General features: G+C 54.9%; 16 protein-coding genes and 5 tRNA genes. 16 read left to right on the top strand and 5 right to left on the bottom strand.

What is annotated here, in order from left to right:
- Positions 1–19 precede the first annotated feature (19 nt).
- On the bottom strand, positions 20–1,036 hold the full coding sequence (locus ACQG1Y_RS01155) for a LacI family DNA-binding transcriptional regulator (protein WP_015569988.1): 1,017 nt from the start codon (positions 1,034–1,036) through the stop codon (positions 20–22).
- A gap of 179 nt (positions 1,037–1,215) precedes the next feature.
- Complete coding sequence (locus tag ACQG1Y_RS01160; RefSeq protein WP_015569987.1) at positions 1,216–1,878, bottom strand: OmpA family lipoprotein; 663 nt, start codon at positions 1,876–1,878, stop codon at positions 1,216–1,218.
- A gap of 122 nt (positions 1,879–2,000) precedes the next feature.
- Here ACQG1Y_RS01160 and ACQG1Y_RS01165 point away from each other — a divergent pair, with 122 nt between their 5' ends.
- The gene (locus ACQG1Y_RS01165) at positions 2,001–4,370 is read left to right on the top strand and encodes a molybdopterin guanine dinucleotide-containing S/N-oxide reductase (protein WP_044488942.1); all 2,370 of its coding nucleotides are present in this window, start codon (positions 2,001–2,003) and stop codon (positions 4,368–4,370) included.
- Here ACQG1Y_RS01165 and ACQG1Y_RS01170 read toward each other — a convergent pair.
- On the bottom strand, positions 4,339–4,779 hold the full coding sequence (locus ACQG1Y_RS01170; protein ID WP_032652174.1) for an N-acetyltransferase: 441 nt from the start codon (positions 4,777–4,779) through the stop codon (positions 4,339–4,341). The two genes, ACQG1Y_RS01165 and ACQG1Y_RS01170, sit on opposite strands and share 32 nt — an antisense overlap.
- Positions 4,757–5,338 (bottom strand): DNA-3-methyladenine glycosylase I, encoded by a 582-nt coding sequence (gene tag, locus ACQG1Y_RS01175; RefSeq protein WP_058688728.1) that lies wholly within the window; start codon positions 5,336–5,338, stop codon positions 4,757–4,759. The genes ACQG1Y_RS01170 and tag overlap by 23 nt, the downstream gene beginning before the upstream one ends.
- Before the next feature lie 160 nt (positions 5,339–5,498).
- On the opposite strand from tag, the gene ACQG1Y_RS01180 reads away from it, so the two are divergent.
- The 9 genes from ACQG1Y_RS01180 to dppF all read left to right on the top strand — a co-directional run bounded on the left by ACQG1Y_RS01180 (position 5,499) and on the right by dppF (position 15,910).
- Positions 5,499–6,041, top strand: coding sequence for a hypothetical protein (locus tag ACQG1Y_RS01180; RefSeq protein WP_015569983.1), 543 nt, complete (start codon positions 5,499–5,501; stop codon positions 6,039–6,041).
- A gap of 238 nt (positions 6,042–6,279) precedes the next feature.
- Entirely contained in the window at positions 6,280–7,482 is a 1,203-nt protein-coding gene (locus ACQG1Y_RS01185) for an L-lactate MFS transporter (protein WP_015569982.1), read from the top strand.
- Positions 7,483–7,721: 239 nt separating this feature from the next.
- The gene (gene eptB / locus ACQG1Y_RS01190) at positions 7,722–9,416 is read left to right on the top strand and encodes a kdo(2)-lipid A phosphoethanolamine 7''-transferase (protein WP_017383570.1); all 1,695 of its coding nucleotides are present in this window, start codon (positions 7,722–7,724) and stop codon (positions 9,414–9,416) included.
- 91 nt (positions 9,417–9,507) lie between these two features.
- A tRNA-Pro gene (locus ACQG1Y_RS01195) sits at positions 9,508–9,584 on the top strand.
- A 621-nt stretch (positions 9,585–10,205) separates the two neighbouring features.
- Positions 10,206–11,813: a dipeptide ABC transporter periplasmic-binding protein DppA gene (gene dppA / locus ACQG1Y_RS01200; protein ID WP_006177809.1), complete on the top strand. Its 1,608-nt coding sequence runs from the start codon at positions 10,206–10,208 to the stop codon at positions 11,811–11,813.
- A gap of 161 nt (positions 11,814–11,974) precedes the next feature.
- Positions 11,975–12,994 carry a dipeptide ABC transporter permease DppB gene (dppB, locus tag ACQG1Y_RS01205; RefSeq protein WP_006810536.1) on the top strand — a complete coding sequence of 340 codons (1,020 nt, stop codon included), beginning with the start codon at positions 11,975–11,977 and terminating at the stop codon, positions 12,992–12,994.
- Between the two features lie 9 nt (positions 12,995–13,003).
- Positions 13,004–13,906, top strand: a complete 903-nt coding sequence (gene dppC / locus ACQG1Y_RS01210) for a dipeptide ABC transporter permease DppC (protein WP_017383569.1) — start codon at positions 13,004–13,006, stop codon at positions 13,904–13,906.
- A gap of 10 nt (positions 13,907–13,916) precedes the next feature.
- Entirely contained in the window at positions 13,917–14,900 is a 984-nt protein-coding gene (gene dppD / locus ACQG1Y_RS01215; RefSeq protein WP_033486942.1) for a dipeptide ABC transporter ATP-binding protein, read from the top strand.
- Complete coding sequence (gene dppF, locus ACQG1Y_RS01220; RefSeq protein ID WP_017383568.1) at positions 14,897–15,910, top strand: dipeptide ABC transporter ATP-binding subunit DppF; 1,014 nt, start codon at positions 14,897–14,899, stop codon at positions 15,908–15,910. Before dppD ends, dppF begins: the two co-directional genes overlap by 4 nt.
- 42 nt (positions 15,911–15,952) lie before the next feature.
- Here dppF and coaA read toward each other — a convergent pair whose 3' ends face one another.
- On the bottom strand, positions 15,953–16,903 hold the full coding sequence (gene coaA / locus ACQG1Y_RS01225) for a type I pantothenate kinase (protein WP_015569977.1): 951 nt from the start codon (positions 16,901–16,903) through the stop codon (positions 15,953–15,955).
- Between the two features lie 317 nt (positions 16,904–17,220).
- Between coaA and ACQG1Y_RS01230 the strand changes: the two genes are divergently transcribed.
- The 6 genes from ACQG1Y_RS01230 to secE all read left to right on the top strand — a co-directional run bounded on the left by ACQG1Y_RS01230 (position 17,221) and on the right by secE (position 19,576).
- Positions 17,221–17,296, top strand: a tRNA-Thr gene (locus ACQG1Y_RS01230).
- Positions 17,297–17,304: 8 nt separating this feature from the next.
- Positions 17,305–17,389 (top strand) — tRNA-Tyr (locus tag ACQG1Y_RS01235).
- Positions 17,390–17,505: 116 nt separating this feature from the next.
- Positions 17,506–17,580 (top strand) — tRNA-Gly (locus tag ACQG1Y_RS01240).
- A 6-nt stretch (positions 17,581–17,586) separates the two neighbouring features.
- Positions 17,587–17,662, top strand: a tRNA-Thr gene (locus tag ACQG1Y_RS01245).
- A 118-nt stretch (positions 17,663–17,780) separates the two neighbouring features.
- Positions 17,781–18,965 carry an elongation factor Tu gene (tuf, locus tag ACQG1Y_RS01250; protein ID WP_014885484.1) on the top strand — a complete coding sequence of 395 codons (1,185 nt, stop codon included), beginning with the start codon at positions 17,781–17,783 and terminating at the stop codon, positions 18,963–18,965.
- A 227-nt stretch (positions 18,966–19,192) separates the two neighbouring features.
- Positions 19,193–19,576, top strand: a complete 384-nt coding sequence (gene secE / locus ACQG1Y_RS01255; RefSeq protein ID WP_003862342.1) for a preprotein translocase subunit SecE — start codon at positions 19,193–19,195, stop codon at positions 19,574–19,576.

The raw sequence follows: 19,576 nt of genomic DNA on the forward strand, positions 1-19,576 counted from the left end.
CGCTGTCACGAAGGGGAAATTAACGGGCAGTAGAGCCGCGAACGATCAGTTCGCCGGAAAAAACCTGCTCGCGTACGGCGTCGCGGGTGCCTTCAATGCGGCGAACCACTTGTTCAACCGCGGCATAGCCGATCTGCCAGGTGGGTTGTTTGAGGGTGGTGATGCCTACGCCAGCAAGTTCTGCCCACTCCAGTTCATCAAAGCCGAGTAAGCCGATGTCGCTGCCCCAGTGCAGGCCAATGCGTTTAAGCGAGCGGGCAACCTGAAGCGTCAGCGCCCCGTTCGCGGAGATCACCGCCTTGCGCATACCCCGATGGCGGGTATGGAACTGGCGCAGGGTATTATCCAGCTGCCCGGCTTCATGCAGGGGGATTTCGGCATTCTCGGCGATCACGCCGGGATATCGCGCCAGCGTGGCACGAAATGCAGCCAGGCGGTCGCGGCGGGTGTTAACCATGCCCAGCGGTTCGCTCAGGAATAAAATGGCTTCGAAGCCCTGTTCAATCAGGTGCTCGGTGGCGGTGGTAGCCGCCTGGGTGTTATCCAGCCCGACCACATCGCAGGCAAATTCCGGGATTTTTCGGTCAATAAGCACCATTGGCAGAGACGATTGTTGCAGACGATTTAGCCCCTCTTCTCGCATCCCGACGGCATTCACCACAATCCCTTCCACCTGATAGCTGCGCAGCAGATCGAGGTAATGCAGCTCCTGATCAACCTCGTTATTGGTGTTACAGACCAGCGGGGTAAAGCCTTTCTCACGGCATGCCGCTTCGATGCCGCTGAGGACGTTTACGGAGTAGGGGTTGGTGATATCGGCGATGATGAGGCCAATCAGACGGGTGCGGCCCCGCTTGAGGCCGCGCGCCATCAGGCTGGGACGGTAGTCGAGATCGGCAATGGCCTGTTCGATTCGCGCCAGCAGCGCATCGGAAAGCAGGTGTTTCTCGCCGTTGAGGTAGCGTGAAATGCTGGTTTTACCGGTTTTGGCGGCTTTCGCCACGTCGCTGATGGTGGCCCGGGTTGGTTTGATCATCGCTGATTTCCCTGAATTTAGTGAGAATACCTTAGCGGGAAAATCTGGCGAATCAAGCTATTTGCCGGGTGGCGCTGCGCTTACCGGAGGTTGCGGTCTGATGCCCTCACCCCAACCCTCTCCCATGGGAGAGGGCGCAAACACTAAAAACGGCAACGGGGTTGCCGTTTTGCTTTTACCTACTGCACCGGGCTTAACGTAATCTCAACGCGGCGGTTCTGCGCTTTGCCTTCCGCCGTGCTGTTGCTGGCGATCGGGTTAGCCGGACCCATGCCGCTGGTGCGGATGCGGTTCGCTTCTACGCCCTGGGCGATCAGCGAGCTGGCCACGGAATCGGCGCGCTGCTGGGACAGACGCATGTTCAGATCCTGGCTGCCGGTGCTGTCGGTGTAGCCAATCACGTTCACGGCAGTTTTATTGTACTCTTTCAGCACCGCGGCCACGCCGGTCAGGGTGTTTGCGCCGGCGGGTTTCAGCGTCGCGCTGCTGCTGTCAAAGGTCACGTTGTTTGGCATGTTCAGGATGATGTTGTCACCGCTGCGCGTCACGCTCACGCCCGTACCTTTCATTTTGTCACGCAGTTTTGCTTCCTGCACGTCCATGTAATAACCCACGCCGCCGCCCAGGGCTGCGCCTGCCGCTGCGCCAATCAGCGCACCTTTGCCGCGATCTTTCTTGGAGGAGGAGAGTGCGCCAACGCCAGCGCCCACCAGGGAACCAATACCCGCGCCAATGCCGGATTTGCCCGCTTCGCGTTCACCGGTGTAAGGGTTGGTTGTGCAGCCAGAAACAGCCAGTGCGCCGCTCACCAGAGCGGCAATAACGAGTACGCGTTTTTTCATCTTATTTCCTTAATCCTTTTTATTCTTTGCCACGATGGACGTGGCAGTGGATTATGACGTCCGGATACGGAGAAAATTCAGTGTATAACTCTGAAATTTGTCACAAACGATAAACTGCCTCAATGAAAGGCCGAAACACCTGCACGCAACCAGGAGCGCACGCTTTGAGCACCTCAACAAAAACCATTCTGACCGCCGCCCACTGGGGGCCGATGCTGGTCGAAACCGATGGCGACACTGTGCTGTCGTCTCGCGGGGCTTTGCCTTCGCGCCATCTCAACTCTTTACAGACCGTCGTTCGCGATCAGGTACACAGTAAAACCCGCGTCCGCTGGCCGATGGTGCGTAAAGGCTTTCTGGCGTCACCGGATAAGCCGCAGGGTATTCGTGGGCAGGATGAGTTCGTACGCGTGAGCTGGGACGACGCGCTGGCGCTGATCCATACCCAGCATAAACGCATTCGCGACAGCTATGGCCCGTCGTCCATTTTTGCCGGCTCCTATGGCTGGCGCTCGAACGGCGTGCTGCATAAGGCCGCAACCCTGCTGCAACGCTATATGAGCCTGGCCGGAGGATACACCGGCCATCTGGGCGATTACTCGACCGGCGCGGCGCAGGCAATCATGCCGTATGTCGTGGGCGGGAATGAGGTTTATCAGCAGCAGACCAGCTGGCCGCTGGTGCTGGAGCATGCGGAGGTAGTGGTGCTCTGGAGCGCCAACCCGCTCAATACCCTGAAAATTGCCTGGAATGCGTCCGACGAGCAGGGCGTTTCCTACTTTGATGCGCTGCGCAAAAGCGGCAAGCGCATCATCTGTATCGATCCGATGCGTTCTGAAACGCTGGATTTCTTCGGCGACAGCGCCGAGTGGATCGCGCCGCATATGGGCACCGACGTGGCGATGATGCTGGGCATCGCCCACACCTTGGTGGAGAACGGCTGGCACGATACGGAATTTCTGGCGCGCTGCACCACGGGCTTCGATAAATTTGCCGACTACCTGACGGGACAAACCGACGGTATCGCCAAAACCGCAGAGTGGGCTGCGGCGATTTGCGGCGTTGATGCCGTTAAAATCCGCGAACTGGCGACGTTATTCCATAGCCGTGTCACGATGCTCATGTCCGGCTGGGGGATGCAGCGCCAGCAGTTTGGCGAGCAGAAGCACTGGATGCTGGTGACGCTCGCCGCGATGCTCGGGCAGATTGGCACACCCGGAGGCGGTTTTGGGCTTTCCTATCACTTTGCTAACGGCGGCAACCCGACGCGAAAAGCCGCGGTGCTGGCCTCCATGCAGGGCTCGGTGCAGGGTGGCGTGGACGCGGTAGATAAAATTCCGGTGGCACGCATTGTTGAAGCCCTGGAGAACCCAGGCGGGTTTTATCAGCACAACGGCCAGGATCGGCATTTCCCGGATATTAAGTTTGTCTGGTGGGCGGGTGGGGCCAACTTCACCCATCACCAGGATACTAACCGCCTGATCCGCGCCTGGCAGAAACCGGAGCTGGTGGTGATCTCGGAGTGCTTCTGGACCGCGTCAGCGAAACATGCCGATATCGTTTTGCCCGCCACGACCTCGTTCGAGCGTAACGATCTCACCATGACGGGGGATTACAGTAATCAGCATATGGTGCCGATGAAGCGCGTCGTGGCTCCCCGGGATGAAGCGCGGGATGATTTTGATGTCTTTGCCGACCTGAGTGAAATGTGGGAAGCGGGCGGTCGGGAGCGTTTCACCGAGGGCAAAACCGATCTGCAATGGCTGGAAACGTTTTACCAGATTGCCAGCCAGCGCGGGGCTGCGCAGGGCGTGACGCTGCCGCCATTCGCTGAGTTCTGGGAGGCGAATCAACTCTTCGAAATGCCGGAAAGCGAGCAGAATGCGCGGTTTGTGCGCTTTGCTGACTTCCGTCGCGATCCGGAGAATCATCCGTTAAAAACCGAAAGCGGGAAGATTGTGATCTACAGCGAACGCATCGCCAGCTTTGGCTACGCGGACTGTCCGCCACATCCGGCGTGGCTGGAGCCGGACGAATGGCATGGCAATGCGCAGCCGGGGCAGCTTCAGCTGCTGTCTGCCCATCCCGCCCATCGTCTGCACAGCCAGCTCAACTATTCGGCTTTGCGCGAGCAGTATGCGGTGGCGGGTCGTGAGCCGATTGCGCTGAACAGCGATGACGCAAAGGCGCGGGGGATTAACCACGGCGACCTCGTTCGGGTCTGGAACGCGCGCGGGCAGGTGCTGGCAGGCGCCGTGGTGAGTGACGGGATCCGCCCTGGCGTTTTCTGCATTCATCAGGGCGCATGGCCGGATCTGGCGCTGGACGAGGGCGGTATTTGTAAGAACGGCGCCGTAAACGTGCTGACCAAAGATCTCCCCAGCTCGAAGCTGGGGAATGGCTGCGCGGGGAATACGGCGCTGGCATGGGTGGAGAAATATGAGGGGCCGGCGCTTACCCTTACGGCGTTTGATCCGCCTGCCAGCTCATGATCCACGTCGGGTGTTGGGTATCATCCTGCCAGGCGCTGTCTTCGATGCGAAAACCCTGAGCATGATAGAAATTCACCGCCCGCACGTTTTTCTGATACACCTCCAGAGTTAAATACGGATAGTGCTGCTGAACGTGGTTCAGCAGCGCACGCCCGATCCCCTTTCCGATGAACGCCGGGGCGACAAACAACGCCCCCACGAACTGGAACTGCATGACGCTGATAAAACCGCACAGGGTACCGTTTTCTTCCCAGACCCAGGTCTCGGCGGCGGGAAGGTATTCATCCCGCACTACCGCTTCATTCGCTTGCCAGTAACTTGCGTCGATAAACGGATGCGCCTCGGTGGTGCTCTCCAGCCACAGACTCAAAAGCGGAGCGGTGTCCTCACTTTGCCATTTGCGGATCATGGTGGCCCTCCGGATGGCAGAAGCAGCCCGTAATGTGGTCATTGACCAGCCCGCAGGCCTGCATAAAGGAGTAACAGATGGTGGTGCCCACAAACTTAAAGCCGCGTTTTTTCAGCGCTTTCGACAGGGCATCTGAGGCGGGGGTCGACGTTGGGATCTCTGCAAGCGTGGCGGCCTGCGTCACCTTCGGCTCGTTATCCACAAACGACCAGACGAATGCTGAGAAGGGTTCGCCGTTTTGCTCCATCGCCAGATAAGCACGCGCGTTACCAATAATGGCCTGAATTTTACCGCGATGGCGGATGATACCGGTATCCAGAACCAGCCTTTCCACGTCGTCGTCGTTCATGGCGGCAACCGCAGCCGGATCGAACTGGTGGAAGGCTTTGCGATAATTCTCACGCTTTTTCAGAACGGTGATCCACGACAGTCCGGCCTGCTGGCCTTCAAGGCAAATCATTTCAAACAGTTTTTTACCGTCGGTTTCCGGTACGCCCCATTCCTTGTCGTGATAATCGATATAAAGCTGATCCTGGCTTACCCAGCCGCAACGTTGCATAGGTCATCTCCCTTCCTGATACGGTAAACGCAAAAATTTCAATCTGCCCGGCTTGACGTGTCTGCTAAAGAGACAATAGTTAATACAGGGCTATACGCCCTAATACCTCTTCGAACAATGACATATATCGCCGAACTCGGCTCTTTCTGGAGTCGCTTTGATGATGATAAAAAAAATCAGTGGTCGCCATGCTGCTTCTGGCCTGGTGGGTGTTTCAGTCTGCCTGCTTTTTTGTAACACCGCTTTTGCGTGGCAACAGGAATATATCGTTTCAGATGCTCAAAGTAATACGATGGAACGCTATACATGGGACGCCGATCACCAACCTCGTTATGAAGATATTCTCGCGGAGCGTATTAACCGCACGCAGAATGCTGCGGGGTTTACCCTGAACGATCCCTCCGGTTCGGATGCGGAAACCGTTCTGAGCGTTGGCTGGAATTTTCCCGTGGCGGGACATTTCACCACCGGGCCCGTAATGGCGTGGCGCACTGATGGCGCTCCCTCCGCACCAGTGAATGCGTTTGAGGATACAACCACCACGCAGTCGCTTACCGATCCACTATGGCATGCCAGCGTGAACTCATTGGGGTGGCGTGTCGATACGCAGTATGGTGATTTACACCCTTGGGCGAAGATCAGCTATAACCAGCAAACTGAAGAAGAATATTTATATACGCTGGGATTGAGCGCCAAATTTTAAAGGGTTGTCACTTTTTTAAACGCTGCGGTAACATATTTAATACAATAACGGCGAGGACTGTAGCGATAGTGATTGCTCACCTTTGACCTTTTTCTTCTCCGGCAAGGTCATTCATTCCCGCTTCCAGGCATTTCATTCCGTTTCTCCTGCATTTCATGCCGTTTTACCCCTGGCGTTATGGGGTTTTGTTTATCGTGTCCTCAGCGAATTTCCTTAATTTATCTTGCAGGACACTGCCATGAACACATCAACTTATAACCGCACGCGTTGGCTGACGCTATTCGGCACCATCGTTACCCAGTTCGCACTGGGATCGGTCTATACCTGGAGCCTGTTTAACAGCGCCCTGTCTGATAAGATCGGCGCGCCGATAAGCCAGGTGGCGTTCTCCTTCGGCTTGCTGAGTCTTGGGTTAGCAATTTCCTCTTCCGTGGCGGGCAAACTTCAGGAGCGCTTCGGCGTGAAGCGTGTAACCATGGCCTCCGGGATCTTGCTGGGCGTGGGCTTCTTCCTGACGGCATATTCCGACAACCTGATGATGCTGTGGCTGAGCGCCGGGGTGCTGGTGGGGCTGGCGGACGGCGCAGGTTACCTGCTGACGCTGTCTAACTGCGTGAAGTGGTTCCCGGAGCGTAAAGGGCTTATCTCCGCGTTTGCCATTGGTTCATATGGCTTGGGCAGCCTTGGCTTCAAATTCATCGATGCGCATCTGCTGGCCTCGGTGGGGCTTGAAAAAACCTTTATGATCTGGGGCGTGATTGTGCTGGTGATGATCCTCTTCGGCGCAACGCTGATGAAAGACGCGCCGCAGCAGGAAGTGAAAACCGTTAACGGTGTGGTGGAGAATGATTTCACCCTTGCACAGTCCATGCGTAAACCGCAGTACTGGATGCTGGCGGTGATGTTCCTGACGGCCTGCATGAGCGGTCTGTATGTCATCGGCGTGGCGAAAGATATCGCGCAGGGAATGGTGAAACTGGACGCGGCGACGGCGGCGAACGCGGTAACGGTCATCTCCATCGCTAACCTCTCGGGTCGTCTGGTACTGGGTATCCTGTCTGACAAAATCGCCAGGATCCGCGTGATTACGCTGGGGCAGGTGATATCCCTGGTGGGGATGGCAGCGCTGCTGTTCGCTCCGCTGAACGAAGCGACATTCTTTGCGGCGATAGCCTGCGTAGCCTTTAACTTTGGCGGCACCATTACCGTCTTCCCGTCGCTGGTGAGCGAGTTCTTCGGGCTGAACAATCTGGCGAAAAACTACGGTGTGATTTATCTCGGCTTCGGTATCGGCAGTATTTGCGGATCGCTGATTGCCTCGCTGTTTGGTGGCTTCTACGTGACATTCTGCGTGATATTTGCCTTGCTGATTATTTCACTGGCGCTGTCCACCACGATTCGTCAGCCGCAGCGCGAGGTATATAAAGAAGCGCATGCATGATTCGATAAAAAAGGGGCCGCAGGGCCTCTTTTTTTATCGCCATATCACTTCCGGACTTGTTATTTTGTAAAAATTTTCATCGATTCACATTCTCTGCTGCCACTTTTCTTCCTCGCTGTGGTCTACTTATCGCGCTTGTAGACGTTTCTGATAACGGTTTATCTCGCACCTACTTACTCTGTCTGCTTTCTCAATGAGATTCGGCGGGTCTTTATACCCCTTCCCCCAGGGTTGTTTGCATGAAATATATCAGGTCTCTTACCCAGCAAAGATTGTGTCTGATGCTGGCTGTCTATATCGGTTTGTTTCTGAATGGCGCGGTGCTGTTCAGAAGAGTGGAAGGTTATTTTGAACACCTCACCGTAAGAAACGGGATTTTCGCCGCGATTGAAGTGTTTGGCTCAATTCTGGCAACCTTCTTCCTGCTACGTCTGCTCTCGCTTTTTGGCAGACGTACATGGCAGGTTCTGGCCTCGCTGGTGGTGATTATCTCTGCCGCTGCAAGCTATTACATGACATTCATGAATGTGGTCATTGGCTACGGTATTGTGGCCTCGGTGATGACCACGGACATCGACCTCTCGAAAGAGGTGGTGGGGCAAGGGTTCATCATGTGGACGATTTTGACCTGCCTGATCCCGCTCTTCTTTATCTGGAGTAATACCTGTCGCTATACCCTGTTACGCCAGCTGCGTACCCGTGGGCAACGCATCCGCAACGTCGCCGTCGTTCTTCTGGCGGGTCTGCTGGTATGGGCGCCTATTCGCCTGATGGAAAAACAGCAAAAGCGGATCGAAAAAGCGACAGGCGTAGATATGCCAAGCTACGGCGGCGTGGTGGCTAACTCGTATCTGCCGTCTAACTGGCTGTCGGCGCTAGGTCTCTATGCCTGGGCTCAGGCGGACGAATCCAGCGATGTGAAATCGCTGATTAACCCGACCAAAAAGTTCACCTACCAGGCTCCGGCTGACGGACTGGATGATACTTACGTGGTCTTCGTTATCGGCGAAACGACGCGCTGGGATCATATGGGTATTCTCGGTTATGACCGCGATACCACCCCGAAACTGGCGCAGGAAAAGAACCTGGTGGCATACCGCGGCTACTCCTGCGATACCGCCACGAAGCTTTCGTTGCGCTGTATGTTTGTTCGTGAGGGCGGTGCGAGTGATAATCCTCAGCGCACTCTCAAAGAGCAAAACGTGTTTGCTGTTCTGAAGCAGCTTGGATTTAGCTCCGATCTGTTCGCCATGCAAAGTGAGATGTGGTTCTACACCAACACCATGGCGGATAACATCGCCTACCGCGAGCAGATTGGCGCCGAGCCGCGTAACCGCGGAAAGAACGTTGATGATATGCTGCTGCTCTCTGAGATGGAACAGTCGCTGAAAAACCATCCGCAGGGTAAGCACCTTATTGTTCTGCATACCAAAGGTTCACATTACAGCTACTATCAGCGTTACACGCGCGATTTCGCCAAATGGACGCCTGAGTGCGTCGGCATTAACAAGAACTGTAGCAAGCAGGAGCTGATCAATGCCTATGATAACTCGATTCTGTATGTGGATACCTTCCTCAGTCGGGTGATCGACCAGCTTCGTGATAAGAAAGCGATTGTGATCTACGCGGCCGACCACGGCGAGTCCATCAACGAGAAAGAGCATTTACACGGTACGCCGCGTAAGCTGGCCCCGCCTGAGCAGTTCCGCGTGCCGATGATCATGTGGATGTCGGATAAGTACCTGGAAAACCCGGACAAAGCCAAAATGTTTGCCCATCTGAAACAGCAGGCAGAGATCAAGGTACCGCGCCGTCACGTTGAGCTGTACGACACCATTATGGGTTGTCTCGGCTATACCTCACCGAACGGTGGGATTAACGAAAACAACAACTGGTGTAAACTCCCTGATAACACCACAAAAGCCGCGCAGTAGCTGGTCTGGCGAGAATATCGCCAGTTGAATGGCTTTTTGAAAATAAGGGATTGACGGGGGCGCACCTCAGCAGTAAGATGCGCTCCGCATTCGGCGAGTAGCGCAGCTTGGTAGCGCAACTGGTTTGGGACCAGTGGGTCGGAGGTTCGAATCCTCTCTCGCCGACCACATTCTAAAAAGGGCTAACCGCAAGGTTAGCCCTTTTTGCATTAACGCGTTACCCCGCACGAGTCCTCAAAATACCCCTTAGCCCTGCTTCCCCCTGCCTGCTTGCGGTTTTGTGACATAATCCATTGTATTTTTTTATATATAGTTTGATCTTTTTTCGCGTTGCTTATGGATAACCTCAGCATTTTTCGCTGTGCGTTTTAACGTTCGCGGTATTTAGTGCTCAGATAATCACCATTCTGTAAGAAAATTTACCCATTCTGAATAAAACTTAATCACTGAGTGTTGCGAAATATGAAGATAATTGTGCTGCATCATGGCGAGTAGCATAAATTTCTCTGCTGAAAACTCACGGTCAGGGTTTTTTTAATCTTTGTTTGCGGTTTCTCACACTCCACGTAAATCCCCGCCACCTGTATTGACGTTTTCACATTCTGTTGACAGATTGTAGGGCACGAGGGGCATTTCAGGGAGGATCTGCGCTGCAACTCAAACGCTCTTCTGAAAGGATTCTCTATCCCTTTTAACGCCTTCGGGCATCACCGACCGGACCGGGTAAAAAATAAATAAAGGTCAGGCGGCGTAACACAACAAAGCAAAACATCACATTGGAGCACAATAATGAGTATTTCCTTGAAGAAGTCAGGGATGCTGAAGCTTGGTCTGAGCCTGGTGGCCATGACCGTTGCAGCAAGCGTACAGGCAAAAACCCTGGTTTACTGTTCTGAAGGCTCTCCGGAAGGCTTTAACCCACAGCTCTTTACCTCTGGTACGACTTACGACGCAAGCTCTGTACCGATCTATAACCGTCTGGTTGAATTTAAAACCGGCACCACGGAAGTAATTCCTGGCCTGGCTGAAAAGTGGGATGTCAGCGAAGACGGTAAAACCTATACCTTCCACCTGCGCCAGGGCGTGAAGTGGCAGGACAGCAAAGAATTTAAACCTACGCGCGACTTTAACGCCGACGACGTTGTGTTCTCCTTCGACCGTCAGAAAAATGCCCAGAACCCGTACCATAAAGTGTCTGGCGGCAGCTATGAATACTTCGAAGGGATGGGTCTGCCAGACCTGATCGCTGAAGTGAAAAAAGTGGACGATAAAACCGTTCAGTTTGTGCTGACGCGTCCGGAAGCGCCATTCCTGGCTGACCTGGCGATGGACTTCGCCTCGATTCTCTCTAAAGAGTACGCTGACAACATGCTGAAAGCCGGCACGCCGGAAAAAGTGGACCTGAACCCAATCGGTACCGGCCCGTTCCAGCTGCTTCAGTACCAGAAAGATTCCCGTATTCTGTATAAAGCCTTCCCGGGCTACTGGGGCACCAAGCCGCAGATCGACCGTCTGGTCTTCTCCATCACGCCTGACGCATCCGTGCGTTACGCAAAATTGCAGAAAAACGAATGTCAGGTGATGCCGTATCCAAACCCGGCTGACATCGCGCGCATGAAGCAGGACAAAAATATCAACCTGCTGGAGCAGGCGGGCCTGAACGTGGGTTATCTCTCCTTCAACACCGAGAAGAAACCGTTCGATGACGTGAAAGTGCGTCAGGCGCTGACTTACGCGGTGAACAAAGAAGCGATCATCAAAGCCGTTTACCAGGGCGCGGGCGTTGCGGCCAAGAACCTGATCCCACCAACCATGTGGGGTTATAACGACGACATTAAGGACTACACCTACGATCCTGAGAAAGCGAAAGCGCTGCTGAAAGAAGCGGGCCAGGACAAAGGCTTCACCGTCGAGCTGTGGGCGATGCCGGTACAGCGTCCTTACAACCCGAACGCACGTCGTATGGCGGAAATGGTTCAGGCTGACTGGGCGAAGATTGGCGTACAGGCCAAAATTGTAACCTACGAGTGGGGCGAGTACCTGAAGCGCGCTAAAGCGGGCGAACACCAGGCGGTCATGATGGGCTGGACCGGCGACAACGGGGATCCGGACAACTTCTTCGCGACCCTGTTCAGCTGTGCGGCAGCGAAAGACGGTTCCAACTACTCTCGCTGGTGCTACAAGCCGTTTGAAGATCTGATCCAGCCGGCGCGCGCGACCGACGATCACAACAAACGTATCGAACTGTACAAGCAAGCTCAGGTTGTCATGCACGATCAGGCTCCGGCGCTGATTGTTGCTCACTCCACCGTGTACGAGCCAGTGCGTAAAGAAGTGAAGGGCTACGTGGTTGATCCACTGGGCAAACACCACTTCGAAAACGTGTCTGTTGAATAATAAGTAGGGTGTTCTCCCTCTCCCTGTGGGAGAGGGCAGGGGTGAGGGGCGTGCATGCATCCCCTCATCCTAACCCTCTCCCACAGGGAGAGGGAATTTACATTTGTGAGCAATACAGACGTCACGCCACTGGGCGTGCGTCATCAGAGAGAATCCGGGTTATGTTGCAGTTCATCCTCCGACGTCTGGGACTGGTTATCCCGACGTTTATCGGTATCACCCTTCTCACTTTTGCCTTCGTCCATATGATCCCGGGTGACCCGGTAATGATTATGGCAGGTGAGCGTGGTATCTCCCCTGAACGTCATGCGCAACTGCTGGCTGAACTCGGCCTTGATAAGCCGATGTGGCAGCAGTATCTCCACTATATCTGGGGCGTGTTGCACGGCGATTTAGGGATTTCACTGAAAAGCCGTCTTCCGGTGTGGGACGAGTTCGTACCGCGCTTTAAAGCGACGCTGGAACTCGGTATCTGCGCCATGATCTTCGCGACCGCGGTAGGGATCCCCGTTGGCGTACTGGCTGCCGTTAAGCGTGGCTCTATTTTCGACCACACCGCTGTTGGCCTGGCACTGACCGGCTACTCTATGCCTATCTTCTGGTGGGGCATGATGCTGATCATGCTGGTCTCGGTGCAGTGGAACCTGACGCCGGTCTCCGGACGCGTCAGCGATATGGTTTTCCTTGACGACACCAACCCGTTAACCGGCTTTATGCTGATTGATACGGCGATCTGGGGCGAAGAGGGCAACTTCATTGATGCGGTTGCGCACATGATCCTGCCTGCAATGGTGTTGGGCACCATCCCTCTGGCGGTGATCGTGCGTATGACCCGTTCCTCCATGCTGGAAGTGCTGGGCGAGGATTATATTCGTACAGCCCGCGCTAAAGGCCTGACCCGTATGCGCGTCATCATCATTCATGCCCTGCGTAACGCTATGCTGCCGGTGGTGACCGTTATCGGTTTGCAGGTCGGTACGCTGCTGGCGGGGGCGATCCTGACCGAAACCATCTTCTCCTGGCCGGGTCTTGGACGCTGGCTGATTGATGCGCTGCAACGCCGTGACTATCCGGTTGTGCAGGGCGGTGTACTGCTGGTCGCGACGATGATTATCCTCGTCAACCTGCTGGTCGATTTGCTGTACGGCGTGGTGAACCCGCGTATTCGTCATAAGAAGTAAGGGGCCATCATGTCACAAGTTACTCAAAATAAAGTGGTCACCGCACCGGTGCCAATGACGCCGATGCAGGAGTTCTGGCACTACTTCAAGCGCAACAAAGGCGCGGTCGTCGGGCTGGTGTATGTTTCCATCATGATCCTGATTGCGGTGTTTGCGAACTTCCTTGCGCCGTATAACCCGGCTGATCAGTTCCGCGATGCGCTGCTGGCACCTCCTGCATGGCAGGACGGCGGAAGCCTGACGCACCTGCTGGGCACCGACGACGTGGGCCGCGATGTGCTGTCGCGCCTGATGTACGGCGCACGCCTGTCGCTGCTGGTTGGCTGCCTCGTTGTCGTACTGTCGCTGATCATGGGGATCGTACTCGGCCTGGTGGCAGGCTACTTCGGCGGCATTGTTGATAACATCATCATGCGCGTCGTCGACATTATGCTGGCATTGCCAAGCCTGCTGCTGGCGCTGGTGCTGGTGGCGATCTTTGGTCCGTCGATTGGTAACGCCGCGCTTGCGCTGACGTTTGTTGCGCTACCGCATTACGTGCGTCTGACCCGTGCGGCGGTGCTGGTGGAAGTGAACCGCGACTACGTTACCGCCTCTCGCGTGGCGGGTGCCGGTGCGATGCGTCAGATGTTTATCAATATCTTCCCAAACTGCCTTGCGCCGCTGATTGTTCAGGCGTCGCTCGGTTTCTCTAACGCCATTCTTGATATGGCCGCTCTTGGCTTCCTTGGCATGGGTGCGCAGCCGCCAACACCGGAGTGGGGCACCATGCTCTCCGACGTGTTGCAGTTCGCGCAAAGCGCCTGGTGGGTCGTCACCTTCCCGGGTCTGGCGATTCTGCTGACGGTGCTGGCATTTAACCTGATGGGTGACGGTCTGCGTGATGCACTTGATCCCAAACTGAAGCAGTAAGAGGCACGAGATGGCGTTATTAAATGTAGATAAATTATCCGTGCACTTTGGCGACGAAGGCACACCGTTTCGCGCCGTGGACCGCATCAGCTACAGCGTTAATCAGGGCGAAGTGGTCGGGATTGTAGGAGAGTCGGGCTCCGGTAAGTCAGTGAGTTCGCTGGCGATTATGGGGCTGATTGACTACCCCGGCCGCGTGATGGCGGAAAATCTGGAGTTCAACGGTCAGGATCTGAAGCGCATTTCCGAAAAACAGCGCCGCCAGCTGGTGGGCGCGGAAGTGGCGATGATCTTCCAGGACCCCATGACCAGCCTGAACCCATGCTACACCGTCGGTTTCCAGATTATGGAAGCCATTAAGGTGCATCAGGGCGGCAACAAGAAAACCCGTCGCCAGCGTGCTATCGATCTGCTGAACCTGGTGGGGATACCTGACCCAGCATCGCGTCTGGACGTTTACCCGCATCAGCTTTCCGGCGGCATGAGCCAGCGCGTGATGATCGCCATGGCGATTGCCTGTCGACCAAAACTGCTGATTGCGGATGAACCAACTACCGCGCTGGACGTAACCATCCAGGCGCAAATCATCGAGCTGCTGCTGGAGTTGCAGCAGAAAGAGAATATGGCGCTGGTGCTGATTACGCACGACCTGGCGCTGGTGGCGGAAGCGGCACACAAAATCATCGTGATGTACGCGGGTCAGGTGGTGGAGACCGGAAGTTCGCACGATATCTTCCGCGCTCCGCGTCACCCGTATACGCAGGCGTTACTGCGCGCGCTGCCGGAGTTTGCCCAGGACAAAGCGCGTCTGGCGTCACTGCCGGGTGTGGTTCCGGGTAAATATGACCGTCCGCAGGGCTGCCTGCTGAATCCGCGCTGCCCGTATGCGACGGATAAATGCCGCGCCGAGGAGCCAGAGCTGAATCTGCTGGACGATGGTCGGCAGTCAAAATGCCACTATCCACTCGATGATGCCGGGAGGCCAACACTATGAGTACGCACGAGGCCACCACGCAACAGCCGCTGTTGCAGGCTATCGACCTGAAAAAACATTACCCGGTGAAGAAGGGGATTTTTGCCCCCGAGCGCCTGGTAAAAGCGCTGGACGGCGTCTCCTTCAGCCTTGAACGCGGTAAAACGCTGGCGGTCGTCGGGGAGTCGGGCTGTGGAAAATCCACGCTGGGCCGTCTGCTGACGATGATCGAAACGCCAACCGGCGGCGAGCTTTACTATCAGGGTCAGGATCTGCTCAAGCACGATCCGCAGGCGCAGAAGCTGCGCCGCCAGAAAATCCAGATCGTATTCCAGAACCCGTACGGCTCTCTGAATCCGCGGAAGAAAGTCGGGCAAATTCTGGAAGAGCCGCTGCTGATTAACAGCAATCTGAGCAAAGAGCAGCGTCGTGAAAAAGCGCTGGCGATGATGGCGAAGGTGGGGCTTAAAACCGAGCATTACGATCGTTACCCGCATATGTTCTCTGGCGGTCAGCGTCAGCGTATTGCCATCGCCCGTGGGCTGATGCTTGACCCGGACGTGGTGATTGCCGATGAGCCGGTCTCAGCGCTTGACGTGTCCGTTCGCGCGCAGGTGCTTAACCTGATGATGGATTTACAGCAGGATCTGGGACTGTCGTACGTCTTCATCTCCCATGACCTGTCCGTGGTTGAGCACATTGCCGATGAGGTGATGGTGATGTATCTGGGACGCTGCGTGGAGAAGGGGACGAAAGATCAGATCTTTACTAACCCGCGTCATCCGTATACGCAGGCGCTGCTGTCTGCAACGCCGAGACTGAACCCGGATGACCGCCGGGAGCGCATTAAGCTGACCGGCGAGTTGCCAAGCCCGCTTAACCCACCGCCGGGATGTGCGTTCAACGCCCGTTGCCGTCGCCGCTTCGGCCCGTGCACGCAGTTGCAGCCACAGCTGAAGGATTATGGCGGACAGCTGGTGGCCTGCTTCGCGGTCGATCAGGATGAAAACGGAGAAAAGCCGCAGGCATAAATAAAAAAACCGGCGCTAAGCCGGTTTTTTTACGTCTGAGATCTATTTCCGTAAACGAATCTGGTCGACGGCGTGTTTCTCACTCTTGGTGAGGATCAGGCTTGCGCGTTCGCGCGTCGGCAGGATGTTCTCTTTGAGGTTGACGTAGTTGATCTCATTCCACAGCCCGGTCGCCACGCTGATAGCCTCTTCTTCAGAGAGCTGGGCGTAGTTGTGGAAGTAGGAATCCGGGTCGGTGAACGCGCCTTCGCGGAACTTCAGGAAGCGGTTGATATACCAGCGTTGCAGCAAATCTTCCGGCGCATCGACATAAATTGAGAAATCGACAAAGTCAGAGACAAACACATGATGCGGATCGTGAGGATAATCCATCCCGCTTTGCAGGACGTTTAAGCCTTCCAGAATCAGGATGTCGGGCTGCACAACCGTTTTGTCGCCATCCGGGATGCGGTCGTAGATCAGATGCGAGTAAACCGGCGCGGTAACGTGAGGTACGCCCGATTTTAGATCTGAAACAAACTTTACCAGGCGGTGCATATCATAAGAGAGCGGGAAGCCCTTCTTTTTCATCAGGCCGCGTTCTTTCAACACCTCGTTGGGATGCAGGAAGCCGTCGGTGGTGATCAGCTCCACGCTGCGGTGTTCCGGCCAGCGGCTCAGCAGCGCCTGTAGCACGCGCGCGGTGGTACTTTTACCCACTGCCACGCTGCCCGCAATACTGATGATATAAGGAATACGTTGACCGTTCGTGCCGAGGAACTGTTCCAGTACGGCCTGACGACGCAAATTGGAGCTGATATAGAAGTTAAGCAAGCGAGAGAGGGGGAGATAGATTTCTGCCACCTCTTCCAGGGAGAGATCTTCGTTTATCCCTTTTAGCCGTGCGATTTCACCTTCCGTCAGTGTCATAGGGACGGAGTCACGCAGGGCTGCCCACTGGCTACGGTTAAACTGAAGATAGGGCGTCATTAACGTTTGCTCTTTTTTGCTCATAAGCATGCTTCTGTGAACCATCACGAAACGGCGGGTGCGGGCTCATCACATAGTTAATTTTGGACAATGGGCAGGAGGTTAACACCAGATGAGAGGAATAATAAGAAAAAATATGGGAAAGCGATGCTTAACCGGGCAGGCATCACCTGGGGCTATAGCGTGCCGAAATCAGGCGTTCATGTTGAATTTTTAACCGTGAGCGGATGAATTTACAGCGGTTAGCCCTGGTTTCGAATAAAATGTGAGCGAAAGAACGTTTTATGCAATTTTTTAGTTGCATGACTGCGCAGGTCTCCATAGAATGCGCGCTACTTGATGCCGACTTAGCTCAGTAGGTAGAGCAACTGACTTGTAATCAGTAGGTCACCAGTTCGATTCCGGTAGTCGGCACCATCAAGTCCGGTGGGGTTCCCGAGCGGCCAAAGGGAGCAGACTGTAAATCTGCCGTCACAGACTTCGAAGGTTCGAATCCTTCCCCCACCACCACTTTCTGGCAGCGACAACGCCGCCGGAGCTGGTTGGAAAAATTGACCAGCTCGAACAGAAAAGAGAGAAATCTCTTTTTTTGTTACAGAAAGAACTGGGTAGCCGAGTTTCAGGATGCGGGCATCGTATAATGGCTATTACCTCAGCCTTCCAAGCTGATGATGCGGGTTCGATTCCCGCTGCCCGCTCCAATACGTGCTGATATGGCTCAGTTGGTAGAGCGCACCCTTGGTAAGGGTGAGGTCCCCAGTTCGACTCTGGGTATCAGCACCACTTCACTTCTCCCTCCCTTTCTCTCTGTTTCAATGTAAATGTATTCAACAGTTCAGGCATTTTCGCCTGGTTGATGTGGTGATATCACCGATTTATCCGTGTCTTAGAGGGACAATCGATGTCTAAAGAAAAGTTTGAACGTACAAAACCGCACGTTAACGTCGGTACTATCGGCCACGTTGACCATGGTAAAACAACGCTGACCGCTGCAATCACTACCGTACTGGCTAAAACCTACGGCGGTGCTGCTCGTGCTTTCGACCAGATCGATAACGCACCAGAAGAAAAAGCTCGTGGTATCACCATCAACACCTCTCACGTTGAGTATGACACCCCGACTCGCCACTACGCACACGTAGACTGCCCAGGCCACGCCGACTATGTTAAAAACATGATCACCGGTGCTGCGCAGATGGACGGCGCGATCCTGGTTGTTGCTGCGACTGACGGCCCTATGCCTCAGACTCGTGAGCACATCCTGCTGGGTCGTCAGGTTGGCGTTCCTTACATCATCGTGTTCCTGAACAAATGCGACATGGTTGATGACGAAGAGCTGCTGGAACTGGTAGAGATGGAAGTTCGTGAACTGCTGTCTCAGTACGATTTCCCAGGCGACGACACTCCAATCGTTCGTGGTTCCGCGCTGAAAGCGCTGGAAGGCGACGCAGAGTGGGAAGCGAAAATCATCGAACTGGCTGGCTACCTGGATTCTTACATCCCAGAACCAGAGCGTGCGATTGACAAGCCATTCCTGCTGCCAATCGAAGACGTATTCTCCATCTCCGGTCGTGGTACCGTTGTTACCGGTCGTGTAGAGCGCGGTATCATCAAAGTGGGTGAAGAAGTTGAAATCGTTGGTATCAAAGAGACTGCGAAGTCTACCTGTACTGGCGTTGAAATGTTCCGCAAACTGCTGGACGAAGGCCGTGCTGGTGAGAACGTTGGTGTTCTGCTGCGTGGTATCAAACGTGAAGAAATCGAACGTGGTCAGGTTCTGGCGAAGCCAGGCTCAATCAAGCCACACACCAAGTTCGAATCTGAAGTGTACATTCTGTCCAAAGACGAAGGCGGCCGTCATACTCCGTTCTTCAAAGGCTACCGTCCACAGTTCTACTTCCGTACAACTGACGTGACCGGTACCATCGAACTGCCAGAAGGCGTAGAGATGGTAATGCCAGGCGATAACATCAAGATGGTTGTGACGCTGATCCACCCAATCGCGATGGACGACGGTCTGCGTTTCGCAATCCGTGAAGGCGGCCGTACCGTTGGCGCGGGCGTTGTTGCTAAAGTTCTCGGCTAATCGCTGATAACATTTGACGCAATGCGCAATAAAAGGGCATCATTTGATGCCCTTTTTGCACGCTTTCACATCAGAACCTGGCTCATCAGTGATTAATTTTGTCATAATCATTGCTGAGACAGGCTCTGCGGAGAGCGTATAATACGAAAAGCGAATAGCATTTCGATTGGTTTGCCTCGCACACGCGGGGTGAAAATGTTTGTAGAATACTTCTGACAGGTTGGTTTATGAGTGCGAATACCGAAGCTCAAGGGAGCGGGCGCGGCCTGGAAGCGATGAAATGGGTAGTTGTAGCCGTGCTGCTGATTGTGGCGATTGTCGGCAACTATCTTTATCGTGACATGATGCTGCCGCTACGCGCGCTTGCAGTGGTAATTCTGATTGCTGCGGCGGGTGGTGTCGCGCTGTTGACGACGAAAGGCAAAGCGACCGTTGCGTTTGCCCGCGAAGCGCGTACCGAAGTCCGCAAGGTCATTTGGCCGACTCGCCAGGAAACATTGCACACCACGCTGATTGTAGCGGCGGTAACCGCTGTAATGTCACTGATCCTGTGGGGACTGGATGGTATTCTGGTTCGCCTGGTATCCTTTATCACTGGCCTGAGGTTCTGA

It is taken from the genome of Enterobacter cloacae complex sp. 397G4 (genome assembly GCF_050031515.1).
Classification (GTDB): Bacteria; Pseudomonadota; Gammaproteobacteria; order Enterobacterales; family Enterobacteriaceae; genus Enterobacter; species Enterobacter hormaechei_C.